This is a genomic window from Paracoccus angustae, from assembly GCF_042648745.1.
In the GTDB taxonomy this organism is placed as follows: Bacteria; Pseudomonadota; Alphaproteobacteria; order Rhodobacterales; family Rhodobacteraceae; genus Paracoccus; species Paracoccus angustae.
Map to the genome: position 1 here is coordinate 554,417 of NZ_JBHRXY010000001.1, position 11,714 is coordinate 566,130.

Sequence of the window (11,714 nt, forward strand, 5' to 3'; positions counted from 1 at the left end):
GGTCCCTTGCACCTGGTTTCGCGCAAGGGATAGCCTGCCGGACCGCGGCGGAAAAGAGCGCGCCGCGTTCAACCTGCGGCTTTCATGGGCTGACCTGCCACATAGGTCTGGCGGATGCTGCGGTCGTCGCCCATGATCTGAAGGATGAACAGCTCCTGCTCCAGCGTCTCGGCCCGGTTGGTGCGCAGGGCCATGGCCGGCGTGGCCCGGGCGTCCAGCACCACCAGATCGGCCATGCTGCCCGGATCCAGCGTGCCGATCCGGTCGGCCATCCCCAGGGCCAGCGCATTGCCGCGCGTGATCCAATGAAAGGCCGACAGCGGCGTCAGCTTCTGGCCGCGCAGTTGCAGGATCTTGTAGCCTTCGTTCAGGGTTTGCAGCATCGAATAGCTGGTGCCGCCGCCCACGTCGGTGGCGATGCCGCTGACCACGCCCGCCGCGCGCAGGCCCGCCTCGTCGAACAGCCCCGATCCCAGGAACAGGTTCGAGGTCGGGCAGAACACTGCCCGGCTGCCGGTTTCGGCCATGCGCGCGATCTCTCGAGGGCGCAGGTGGATGGAATGGCCCAGCAGCAGCTTGGGGGACAGCAGGCCATGGGTTTCGTAGATGTCGAGGTAGTCGCGGGCCTGCGGATAAAGGTCCAGCGTGAAGTCGATCTCGTCCCTGTTCTCGGACAGGTGGGTCTGGATGTGGCAATCGGGATGTTCGCGGACCAGCGTGCCCGCCATCGCCATCTGTTCCGGCGTCGAGGTGATCGCGAAGCGCGGGGTGATCGCGTAACGCTGGCGCCCGGTGCCGTGCCAGCGTTCGATCAGCGCCTTGCTGTCGTCATAGCCGGTTTGCGGCGTGTCCAGCACCTCGGGCGGGGCGTTGCGGTCCATCATCACCTTGCCCGCGACCATCGCCATGTTGCGGGCATGGGCCGCGGAAAACAGCGCCTCGGCGGATTGGGGGTGGACGGAACAGAAGGCGACGGCGGTGGTGGTGCCGTGGTCCGTCAGCAGGGTCAGGAAAGCGTCGGCCATGGCGGGGGCGTGGCCTTGCTGGGCGAAACGGGATTCCTCGGGGAAGGTGTAGGTGTTCAGCCAGTCCAGAAGCTGCGCGCCCCAGCTTGCGATCACCTGCACCTGCGGGAAATGGATATGCGTGTCGATGAAGCCCGGCAGGATCAGGTGAGGGCGGTGGTCGATCTCGGGCAGGCCGGGACGGGCGAGGGCCGCGTGATCGTCCACGGCAAGGATGCGGCCATCCTCGACCAGGATCGCGCCGTTCTCGATGTAGCGGTGGTTGTCGGACGTGTCTTGGGGGTCGGCGTGAAAGCCCAGGACGCGGCCCCGTATCAGCTGTTGCATGGGTATTTTTTCAAAGAAGAAGCTGCGGTCAGCCGCGCGATCAGTTCGGCGGCGGTGAAGGCGGCGATCACGGCCGGGCGCTTGTCGTGGGTGAAGCCCGCCCCGATGGGGCAGACCAAGGGCGCGGGGTCGATGCCGCGCGCCCTGGCGAAGCGGGTGAACTGCGCGCGCTTGGTGGCGCTGCCGATCATGCCGACATAGGACAGGTCGGGCCGCGTCAGGGCCTCGGCCGCCAGCAGGAAGTCCAGCGCATGGTCATGGGTCAGGATGACCACGGCGCTGCCGGGACCGGCGGCGCGGATTCGGGATTCCGGCAGAGGGGTCAGGATCGTCTCGACGCCGGGTGCGGCCTGGGCCAGTTCCTCGGGGCGGCTGTCGATCAGGGTCGCCTTGACGGGCAGGGCTTGCAGCGCCAGGGCGAGCGCGCGCCCGACATGGCCCGCGCCGAAGACCAGCACGTCGGGGTGATCCTCGGGCGTGGGGCCTTGGCGGTCCAGTTGCAGAACCACCCTGCCCCCGCAACACTGGCCGATCTCGGGGCCAAGGGGGATGTCCATCCGCGCCTCGGCCTCGCCGCCCGCCAGCATCTGCCGCGCCCGGTCGATGGCCATGTATTCCAGTTGCCCGCCGCCGATGGTGCCCTCGACGCGATCGGGGCCGACGAACATCTCGGCCCCCGCGTCGCGCGGCGTGGACCCCAGGGCCGATATGACCCGGACCCGGATCATCGGCGCAGCGCCTCGATCGCCATCAGCACGCGTTCGGGCGTGGCGGGGGCATCCAGCCGCGCGGGTTGGCGGTAGTCGCTGAAGGAAGCCACGGCCATGTTGATCGCCTCGAAGACGCTGATGCCCAGCATGAAGGGCGGCTCGCCCACGGCCTTGGACCGCTTGATCGAACGTTCGCTGTTTTCCGACCAGTCGGCCAGACGCACGTTGAAGACGCGCGGCCGGTCGGAGGCCAGCGGCACCTTGTAGGTGGAGGGCGCATGGGTGCGCAGCCGGCCCTTGTCGTCCCACCACAGTTCTTCCGTGGTCAGCCAGCCCGCCCCCTGGACAAAGGCGCCCTCGATCTGGCCCTTGTCGATGGCGGGGTTCAGGGACCGTCCGACATCGTGGATCACGTCCGTCCGGTCGATCACGTATTCGCCGGTCAGCGTATCGACCGACACCTCGGACACGGCCGCGCCGTAGGCGTAGTAGTAGAACGGCCGCCCCCGTCCCGTCGCGCGGTCCCAGTGGATCTTGGGCGTCTTGTAGAAGCCCGCCGCCGACAGGTGGACGCGCGCCATGTAGGCCGCCGCGATCACCTCCTTGAAGGGGATCTCGTGGTCGCCCGCGCGGATATGGCCGGGAACGAAGCGCACCTCATCCTTCGGCTGCTGCCAGCGTTCGGCCACGAAGTCGATCAGCCGGGCCTTGATCTGTTCCGCAGCGTCAAGCGCCGCCATGCCGTTGAGATCCGTTCCCGAGGACGCCGCGGTGGCCGAGGTGTTGGGCACCTTCTCGGTGGTGGTGCGGGTGATCTTGATGTTGCCGATGTCGCACTGGAACGCCTCGGCCACGATCTGGGCCACCTTGGTGTTCAGGCCCTGTCCCATCTCGCAGCCGCCATGGTTCAGCGCGATCGAGCCGTCGCTGTAGACATGGATCAGCGCGCCCGCCTGGTTGAACCAGGTCGCGGTGAAGCTGATGCCGAACTTCACGGGCGTCAAGGCGATGCCCTTGCGGATCACGCCGCCCCCGTTCTTGGCGCGTTCGTTCCAGTCCAGCACGGCCTGGCGGCGGGCGTGATAGTCGCTGGAGGCCTCCAGCTCCTCGAAGATGCGCGGCAGGATCTGGTCGGTGACCTCCTGGTGATAGGGGGTCAGCTGGCCGTTTTCATAAAGGTTGCGCTTGCGCACCTCCAGCGGATCAAGGCCCAGGGCATAGGCGATCTCCTCGACGATGCGTTCGGCCACGATCACCCCCTGCGGGCCGCCAAAACCCCGGAAGGCAGTGTTGCTGACGGTGTGGGTCTTCATCGGATGGCTGCTGACGCGCACGTCGGGGTAGAAATAGGCGTTGTCGCAATGAAACAGCGCGCGGTCCGTCACCGGGCCGGACAGGTCGGCCGAAAAGCCGCAGCGGGCATACCAGTCGCCCCGGACGGCGCGGATCTTGCCGGTGTCGTCGAAGCCGACCTCGTAATCCACCACGAAGTCGTGGCGCTTGCCGGTGGCGGTCATGTCGTCGTCGCGGTCGGGGCGGATCTTGACCGCGCGGTTCCAGCGTTTCGCGGCGATGGCGGCCACGCAGGAAAACAGGTTCATCTGCGTTTCCTTGCCGCCGAAGCCGCCGCCCATGCGCCGCACGTTCACCACCACCGCGTTGTTCTGGCAGCCAAGCACATGGGCCACCATGTGCTGCACCTCGGACGGGTGCTGGGTCGAGACGTTGATCGTCACGTCCTCGTCCTCGCCCGGCACGGCCATGGCGATCTGGCCTTCCAGGTAGAAGTGGTCCTGCCCGCCGATGCTGAAGCGCCCCTTGACGACATGCGGGGCGGCGGCCATGCCCGCGTCGGCATCGCCGCGCTTCAAGGTCAGGGGGTCGGTGACATAACCCATGCCCGTGTCGCGCGCGACCAGGGGGTCCAGCGCATGGGGCAGCACGTCATAGGCGATGCGCGCCTTGTGCGCGGCGCGGCGCGCCTGGTCGCGGGTTTCCGCGATCACGGCAAAGACCGGCTGTCCCCAGAACTGGACCTCTTCCTCGGCAAAGATCGGGTCGTCGTTCTTGCCGTTGGGCGAGACATCGTTGACGCCGGGGATGTCCTTGGCGGTCAGAACCCCCACCACGCCGGGATGGGCCAGCGTTTCGGAAAAATCCATGCCGGTGATCCGGCCATGGGCGCATTGGGACAGCCCCAGATAGGCGTGCAGCAGCCCGTGCGGCTCGGCCAGATCGTCGGTGTAATCGGCGCGGCCGGTGACGTGCTTGACGGCGCTGTCGTGGATGGTGTCCTGATGCGCCTGGCCGCGGATGGTGGTTTCGTCTTTCATCTTTACGCTCCTACGGCCTGGGTCAGGCGGACGGGCAGGCCGGGTTCGGATTGCTCCAGCCAGAAGCGGCGGAACAGGTTGGCGGCGACCGTGCGGCGATAGTCGGCACTGGCGCGCCAGTCCGACAAGGGCGTGAAATCGTCCGCAACCGCGCGGGCGGCGGCCTCGAAGGCGTCGCGGGCGAAGGGCTGGCCCTTCAACGCGGCCTCGGCCCCCGCCGCGCGCTTGGGCGTGCCCGCCATGCCGCCGAAGCAGATGCGCGCCTCGGCGATGGTGCCATTTTCAACGCTCAGGCAAAAACCGGCGGCCACGGCGGTGATGTCGCTGTCGCGGCGCTTGCTGATCTTGTAGGCGGCGACACGGGCGTCCGGGCGGATGGGAATGACGACCTCCTCGACGAACTCGCCCGGCGCGCGGTCCTGCTTGCCATAGTCGATGAAGAAATCCTCGAGGGCCACTTCACGCCGCGCGGCGCCCTTGCGCAGCACGATCCGCGCCCCAAGCGCGATCAGCAGCGGCGGCGTGTCGCCGATGGGCGAGCCGTTGGCGATGTTGGCGCCGATGGTGCCCATGTTGCGCACCTGCCAGCCGCCGATGCGCAGCCAATAATCGTAGGCGGCGGGGATATGCTGGCGGATGAACGGCGCGGCCTCGCTGTAGGTGACGCCCGCGCCAAGCCGGATTTCGCCGTTCTCGACCCGCGCCGATTTCATCAGATGGCCGATGAACACCGCCGGGGAAATGTCGCGCATGAACTTCGTGACCCACAGGCCCACATCGGTCGCGCCCGCGACGATGGTGGCCTTGGGTTCGGCCTCCAGCACCGCGGCCAGGTCGTCCGCGTCGGCCGGGATGATGGCGCGTTCGCCGCCCTTGGTCAGTTCCACCCGATGCCCCCGCATTCCGCGCAGCCTGGACGCCACCCCTTCGCGTTCCACGGCCAGCGCGTCGGCGGCCTGACCGCCCGCGCGGCCCGCGGCAAGCGCCGCCTTGATGATCGGCTCGTAGCCCGTGCAGCGGCAGATGTTGCCTTGCAGCGCGGTCTCGATCTCGGTCACGCCCGCGTCGGGATTGCCCATCCACAGCCCATAAAGCGCCATCACGATGCCCGGCGTGCAGAAGCCGCACTGGCTGCCGTGGTGTTCCACCATCGCCGCCTGGATCGGATGCAGCCCGCCGTCCGGCCCGCGCAGATGTTCCACCGTCACCACGTGGCAGCCGTGGCAGGACGCCAGGAACCGGATGCAGGCGTTCACCGGCTCGTAGACCAGACCGCCGTCGGTCAGCCGTCCCACCAGCACCGTGCAGGCGCCGCAGTCGCCCTCGGCGCAGCCTTCCTTGGTGCCGGTCAGGCGGCGGTTGATGCGCAGGAAATCCAGCAGCGTGTCCGAGGCGCCGGCCTCGGTCAGTTCAACCTGCTGATCGTTCAGCAGAAAGCGCAGCGCGGGTGTCATGGCGTTCCTTTGTGGCTGTGGACCCGTCATCAAAGCTAAGCCGAAAAAAACGGTTGCGAAATCGGTGCCGACCCGGAAGACTTTACACGATTCCTTGAAAGCGGCCTATCACCGATGTCCTATCTTGAAAGCCTGCGCGTCTTCGTCCGGGTGGTCGAACTGGGTTCGATCACCGCCGGAGGCCGCGATTTGCGGCTTTCCCCGGCAGTTGCCTCGAATCGCATCAAGGATCTGGAAAACCGCTTCGGCGTGCGCCTGCTGAACCGCACCACCCGCAAGCTGACCCCGACCGAGATCGGCCGCGCCTTCTATGACAACGCCCGCCGCGTGATCGACACCCTGGACGAGGCCGAGGCGCTGGTTTCCAGCTTTTCGGGCCGTCCGCAGGGGGTGATCCGCCTGACCGCGCCCCTTGGCCTGGGGCGGCGGCTGATCGCGCCGCTGATCCCGCCCTTCTGCGCGGAAAACCCCGGCGTCGATTTCCGGCTGCGCCTGTCGGACCGCAACGTCAACATCGTGGAGGACGCCATCGACCTGGCCTTCTTCCTGGGCGAACCTGCGGATTCGGCGCTGAAATGGCGCAAGATCGCGGATTGCCCGCGCGTGCTGGTCGCCTCGCCCGATTACCTGTCGCGCCAGGGCACGCCGAAGCAGCCCGAGGATCTGGCGGATCACAACTGCCTGCTGCTGCGCTATCCCCGCAGCCCGGAATACTACTGGGTGCTGCAAGGCGACGACGGTCCGCAGAAGATGATGGTCGGCGGGCGGTTCGACACCGACGACGGCGACGTGCTGACCGCCTGGGCGCTTGGCGGCGAGGGGATCGCGAACCGGCCCCTTTATGAGGTCGCGTCAGACATCAAGGCCGGGCGCCTGGTCGAGGTCTTGCCCCTGAACCGCCCCCTGCCCGCGCAGTTCGGCGCCCTGACGCCGCATCGGCGCTTGCAGGATCCGAAGGTGCGGATGTTCGCGGATTTCGCGGTGCGGGAACTGAAAAAGCACTTCTGAAATGGAAAAGGCCCCTTGCGGGGCCGTCTCGACCTGACGGACGGTTCTACATCCCGGCCAGGCTCGCGCCTCCGGCCGCGCGGAACCAGCGGATGATCTGTTCGCGCTCCTGCGGCTCCATGTAGGTCACGTTGGCAGGCGGCATGGCATCGGTCAGCCCGGCCTGGACATAGATTTCGCGGGCATGCTTGGCGATGTCGCCGGAGGTCTCCAGGAAGACCCCTTTCGGCGCGTGATGGATGCCTTCGTATCCGGGCTCTCGCGCATGGCACATCGAACAGCGGCCCAGAACGGCGTCGCTGACCTGCTGGAACCCCTCGGCCTCGGCGAAACGGGTTTCGACCGGGGTCAGGGGACGCGCCTCGGCCTGCTCCAGCGTGTCCTGGTTCAGCCCGGCCGAGGACAGCCACATCACCATGATGAACAGCACCACCGTGACCGCCCAGGTCCACCACTGGTATCCCTGCCGGGCGTGCATGGTGTTGAAGAAATGCCGGATGGTCACGCCCATCAGAAAGATCAGCGCCGCGATCAGCCAGTTGTATTCGCTGGCGAAGGCCAGCGGATAATGGTTGGACAGCATCAGGAAGATGACCGGCAGCGTCAGATAGTTGTTGTGCGTGGACCGCAGCTTGGCGATTTTGCCGTATTTCGGATCGGGCGCCCGCCCGGCCTTCAGATCCGCGACCACGATCCTCTGGTTCGGCATGATGATGAAGAACACGTTGGCGGTCATGATCGTGGCGGTGAAGGCGCCCAGGTGCAGCAGCGCCGCGCGGCCCGTGAAGACCTGGGTATAGCCCCAACCCATCACCACAAGCGCCACGAACAACAGCAGCATCAGAACCGTCGGCGTCTCGCCCAGGCGGGACTTGCAGAGCGTGTCATAGATCAGCCAGCCAAGCGCCAGCGACCCGCCCGAGATCAGGATCGCCTGCCAGGTCGCCAGATCGGCCTTGACCGTGTCGATCAGATACAGGTTCGCGCCCGCCCAGTATGTGACCATCAGCAGCGCCGCGCCCGACAGCCAGGTGGAATAGCTTTCCCATTTGAACCAGGTCAGATGCTCGGGCATCTGCTCGGGCGCGACCAGGTACTTGTTGATGTGGTAGAAGCCGCCGCCATGGACCTGCCATTCCTCGCCATGGGCGCCCTTGGGCAGATGCGGCGCCTTTTGCAGGCCCAAATCCAGGGCGATGAAATAGAAGGACGATCCGATCCAGGCGATGGCGGTGATGACATGGGTCCAGCGGATCGCGAAGGCCAGCCATTCCCAGATGACGATGTGGTCGGGGATCAGGTGCAGCATGGCTCAGCTTCCCCGGTAGGTCGAATAGCCGAAGGGCGAGACCAGCAGCGGCACGTGGTAATGGTCGTCCTGCGACATGCCGAAGCGGATCGGGATCACGTCCAGAAAGCGCGGGCTTTCAGCCTCTACCCCGGTTGCATCCATCCAGGCGCCCGCATGGAACTCCAGCTCGTATGTCCCGGTCGCGAAATCCGCCGCCGGCAGGATCTGGCGGTCGGTGCGGCCGTCATGGTTGGTGCGCAGCCGCGCAAGCTCGGTCCGGCCGCCGTTGTCCAGACGGAACAGCACCACCTCCATCCCCTCGGCCGGGCGGCCGCGCGCGGTGTCCAGCACATGGGTGGTCAGGTATCCTGGCATTATCGCCCTCCCCTACATTATCGCTGTTTTCTTGATAACCGATCCTCTCGCGTTGGCACGAGAGGGACCGTAAGCAAGGTAGTCTTAAGATTTCGTAGAAAATCGGGCAGAAGGGCCCTTCACCTTTGGACAAATATCCTCGGGGGGAACGCGCGGAACGCGCGTGGGGGGCAGACAGCCCCCCGCTCACCCCGCCAGGCGCGCCACGGCCGTTTCGGCGCGGGCCCGCAAGTCGCGCGGATCGGCGGTCAGCAGCCGGTGATCGTCGACAACCGCCCTGCCCCCGACATAAACCGCGCGCGGCCGGAGCGGCGCGCAGAAGATCAGCGCCGCGACCGGATCCCATTGCCCGGCCAGCGGCAGATCCGACACGTCCCACAGCACCAGATCGGCCTGCATCCCGGGCTTCAGCGCGCCGATGTCGCCGCGCCCCAGCACCCGCGCGCCGCCCAGGGTCGCGATCTCCAGCGCCTCGCGCGCGCCCAGGGCGGCGGGGCCGTCGCGCAGGCGGGCGACCAGCATGGCCTGCCGCGCCTCCAGTCCCAGATGGCTGCAATCGTTGCTGGCCGATCCGTCCACGCCCAGGCCCACCGGCACCCCGGCATCCCGCATGGCGCGGACCGGCGCGATGCCGCTGGCCAGCCGCGCGTTGGAGCAAGGGCAATGGGCGACCCCCGTGCCGGTCCGGGCGAACAGGTCGATCTCGGGCGCGGACAATTTCACGCAATGGGCGTGCCACACGTCGTCGCCGGTCCAGCCCAGGCTTTCGGCATAGTCCCCCGGCAGCATCCCGAAATTGTCCAGAGAATAGCGGATGTCCTCGTCGTTCTCGGCCAGATGGGTGTGCAGGCGCACGCCCTTTTCCCGCGCCAGGATCGCCGCGTCGCGCATCAGTTCCCGGCTGACCGAAAAGGGCGAACAGGGCGCAAGCGCCACCTGCACCATCGCGCCCTCGGCGCCGTCGTGAAAAGCGTCCACCACGCGCTCGCTGTCAGCCAAGATCGCGGCCTCGTTCTCGACCAGGGCGTCGGGCGGCAGGCCGCCCTTGCTTTCGCCGATGGACATGGCGCCGCGCGTGGCGGTGAAGCGGATGCCGATGTTGCGCGCGGCCTCGATGCTGGCGTCCAGGCGCGCGCCGTTCGGGAACAGATACAGGTGGTCGGACGAACAGGTGCAGCCCGACAGCGCCAGTTCCGCCAAGCCCACCTCGGCCGACAGGCGGATGTCGTCGGGCGTCATCCGCGACCAGATGGGATAAAGCGTCCGCAGCCAGCCGAACAGCGCGGCGTCCTGCGCGGCGGGCACCGCCCGGGTCAGGGTCTGGAACAGGTGGTGATGGGTGTTGACCAGGCCCGGCGTCACGACGCAGCCGCCCGCCTCCACGATCTCGGCGCCCTCGCGCGGCAGGTTCTCGCCCGCCGCGACGATCCTGCCGTTTTCGACCAGAACGTCGCCGCCCCGGATCTCGCGCCGCGCGTCGTCCATGGTGACGACCACATCGGCGTTTCTGAACAATGTCTTGACCATGATCCCCGATCTTTCGTTGAAAACGGCGACGGTTGTGCCGTCGCCGCGTGAAGTCGCCGTCGGATTGTCAGCGATCAGTGATCGGCGACATGGCCCGCCGCCCGCAACTCTTCCTCGTCCACATGGGCCGCGCCGTTGTAGAACCAGTTCAGGATCACCGCCGTGATCGCGGCCAGCAGGATGCCGGAATGGATCAGCGGGTGGATCGCGTGGGGCATCCACTGGTTGAAGTTGGGCGCGACCAGCGGGATCATCCCCATGCCGACCGAAATGGCGACAATGAACAGGTTGTGCCGGTTGCCCGCGAAATCGACGCGCGCCAGGATGCGCACTCCGGTGGCCGCGACCATCCCGAACATCACCAGGCCCGCGCCGCCCAGAACGGTCGTGGGCAGGCTTTCGACCAGGGCGCCCATCTTCGGGATCAGCCCCAGCACGATCATGATCGCGCCGCCCGCCACGCACACGAACCGCGACCGGATGCCGGTGACGCCCACCAGGCCGACGTTCTGGCTGAACGAGGTATAGGGAAAGGTGTTGAAGACGCCCCCGATGGCCGTGCCCAGACCGTCCGCGCGCAAGCCTGCGGCCAGCGCCTTCTGCTCCAGGGGCTTCTTGCAGATGTCGGACAGGGCCAGGAACATGCCCGTCGATTCGATCAGCGTGACCAGCATGACCAGCACCATGGTGGCGATCATGATCGGGTCAAAGGTCGGCATTCCAAAGTGGAACGGCTTGATGACCGCGAACCATTCCGCAGCGCCGACCTTGTCGAAGCTCATCATGCCCAGCATCGCGGCGACGATGCCGCCCACGACGATGCCCACCAGCACGGCGATGTTCGACAGAAAGCCGCGGGCGAATTTCGACACCAGCAGGATCGTGCCCAGCACCAGCACCGCGATCAGGATGTTCTGGCCCGCCGCGTAAAGCGGGTTCTGCACCGTGGGCGCCAGCGCCACGCTGGAGGGCACGTCTCCCGCCGCGCGGGCGGCCTCCAGCCAGGCGGCGGCGGCGGGGTCCACGATCTTGGGGGCGGTGGGGCCGACTTGCAGCCCGAAGATCCAGTTGATGCCGATGGGCATCAGGCTGATGCCGATGGTCAGGATCAGCGTGCCCGTCACGACCGGCGGAAAGAACCGCAGCATCTTCGAGATGAACGGCGCGATGAAGATGCCGATAAGACCCGCCGCGATGATGGCGCCGAACAGCGCCCTTGCGCCCTCGTGACCGGGGGTCGAGGATGCGACCGCCACCATCGGGCCGACGGATGCGAAGGTCACGCCCATCATGACCGGCAGCTTGATCCCGAAATACTGGGTCGCCCCCAGGCTCTGGATGATGGACACGACGCCGCAGACGAACAGGTCGGCGGAAATCAGGAACGCCACCTCCTCGGGCGGCAGGGACAGCGCGCGGCCCACGATCAGCGGGACGGCGATGGCGCCCGCATACATGACCAGCACGTGCTGGAACCCAAGCGTCAGAAGCTTGGGGGCGGGCAGCACTTCATCGACCGGATGCGTGCTGCCCTGATAGGTTGCGTCAGACATTGCGGACCTCCCTTTCCACGGATGCCTTGTTTCGTTCAGATATCGACCTGGACAGCCTTTCCCTGCTGTTTGGCCAGTTCGACCACGGCGTTTGCGACTGCCAGATCCTGC

The 11,714-nt window shown here is 66.9% G+C and carries 9 protein-coding genes; 1 reads left to right on the forward strand and 8 read right to left on the reverse strand.

Translation table 11 applies throughout. The annotated features are described in order from the left end of the window. Nucleotides 1-68: 68 nt before the first annotated feature. From guaD to xdhA, 4 genes are read right to left on the reverse strand one after another with little or no spacing between them, the layout of a single operon-like run. A complete protein-coding gene (gene guaD, locus ACFOM8_RS02940) occupies nucleotides 69-1,352 on the reverse strand; it encodes a guanine deaminase (protein WP_377759130.1) in 1,284 nt (427 codons plus the stop codon). After that, a complete protein-coding gene (gene xdhC, locus ACFOM8_RS02945) occupies nucleotides 1,340-2,080 on the reverse strand; it encodes a xanthine dehydrogenase accessory protein XdhC (RefSeq protein WP_377759132.1) in 741 nt (246 codons plus the stop codon). The genes guaD and xdhC overlap by 13 nt, the downstream gene beginning before the upstream one ends. After that, nucleotides 2,077-4,395, reverse strand: coding sequence for a xanthine dehydrogenase molybdopterin binding subunit (xdhB, locus tag ACFOM8_RS02950; protein WP_377759134.1), 2,319 nt, complete (start codon nucleotides 4,393-4,395; stop codon nucleotides 2,077-2,079). The genes xdhC and xdhB overlap by 4 nt, the downstream gene beginning before the upstream one ends. A 2-nt stretch (nucleotides 4,396-4,397) precedes the next feature. Further along, entirely contained in the window at nucleotides 4,398-5,849 is a 1,452-nt protein-coding gene (gene xdhA / locus ACFOM8_RS02955; RefSeq protein ID WP_377759136.1) for a xanthine dehydrogenase small subunit, read from the reverse strand. A gap of 114 nt (nucleotides 5,850-5,963) precedes the next feature. Between xdhA and ACFOM8_RS02960 the strand changes: the two genes are divergently transcribed. Beyond that, nucleotides 5,964-6,857 carry a LysR family transcriptional regulator gene (locus ACFOM8_RS02960; RefSeq protein ID WP_377759137.1) on the forward strand — a complete coding sequence of 298 codons (894 nt, stop codon included), beginning with the start codon at nucleotides 5,964-5,966 and terminating at the stop codon, nucleotides 6,855-6,857. A gap of 46 nt (nucleotides 6,858-6,903) precedes the next feature. Here the strand turns inward: ACFOM8_RS02960 and ACFOM8_RS02965 are convergent, their stop codons facing one another. The 4 genes from ACFOM8_RS02965 to ACFOM8_RS02980 form a co-directional block, all read right to left on the reverse strand. Further along, entirely contained in the window at nucleotides 6,904-8,166 is a 1,263-nt protein-coding gene (locus ACFOM8_RS02965) for a urate hydroxylase PuuD (RefSeq protein ID WP_377759138.1), read from the reverse strand. Between the two features lie 3 nt (nucleotides 8,167-8,169). Beyond that, a complete protein-coding gene (gene uraH, locus ACFOM8_RS02970) occupies nucleotides 8,170-8,523 on the reverse strand; it encodes a hydroxyisourate hydrolase (protein WP_377759140.1) in 354 nt (117 codons plus the stop codon). Between the two features lie 186 nt (nucleotides 8,524-8,709). Continuing rightward, nucleotides 8,710-10,050 carry an 8-oxoguanine deaminase gene (locus ACFOM8_RS02975; RefSeq protein WP_377759142.1) on the reverse strand — a complete coding sequence of 447 codons (1,341 nt, stop codon included), beginning with the start codon at nucleotides 10,048-10,050 and terminating at the stop codon, nucleotides 8,710-8,712. A gap of 74 nt (nucleotides 10,051-10,124) precedes the next feature. Continuing rightward, nucleotides 10,125-11,603, reverse strand: a complete 1,479-nt coding sequence (locus tag ACFOM8_RS02980; protein WP_377759143.1) for a nucleobase:cation symporter-2 family protein — start codon at nucleotides 11,601-11,603, stop codon at nucleotides 10,125-10,127. Between the last annotated feature and the right edge of the window lie 111 nt (nucleotides 11,604-11,714).

Bases quoted from the DNA above. Each gene is read 5' to 3' on its own strand.
- guaD (WP_377759130.1), bottom strand. From the start codon at position 1,352: ATGCAACAGCTGATACGGGGCCGCGTCCTGGGCTTTCACGCCGACCCC.
- xdhC (WP_377759132.1), bottom strand. From the start codon at position 2,080: ATGATCCGGGTCCGGGTCATATCGGCCCTGGGGTCCACGCCGCGCGAC.
- xdhB (WP_377759134.1), bottom strand. From the start codon at position 4,395: ATGAAAGACGAAACCACCATCCGCGGCCAGGCGCATCAGGACACCATC.
- xdhA (WP_377759136.1), bottom strand. From the start codon at position 5,849: ATGACACCCGCGCTGCGCTTTCTGCTGAACGATCAGCAGGTTGAACTG.
- ACFOM8_RS02960 (WP_377759137.1), top strand. From the start codon at position 5,964: ATGTCCTATCTTGAAAGCCTGCGCGTCTTCGTCCGGGTGGTCGAACTG.
- ACFOM8_RS02965 (WP_377759138.1), bottom strand. From the start codon at position 8,166: ATGCTGCACCTGATCCCCGACCACATCGTCATCTGGGAATGGCTGGCC.
- uraH (WP_377759140.1), bottom strand. From the start codon at position 8,523: ATGCCAGGATACCTGACCACCCATGTGCTGGACACCGCGCGCGGCCGC.
- ACFOM8_RS02975 (WP_377759142.1), bottom strand. From the start codon at position 10,050: ATGGTCAAGACATTGTTCAGAAACGCCGATGTGGTCGTCACCATGGAC.
- ACFOM8_RS02980 (WP_377759143.1), bottom strand. From the start codon at position 11,603: ATGTCTGACGCAACCTATCAGGGCAGCACGCATCCGGTCGATGAAGTG.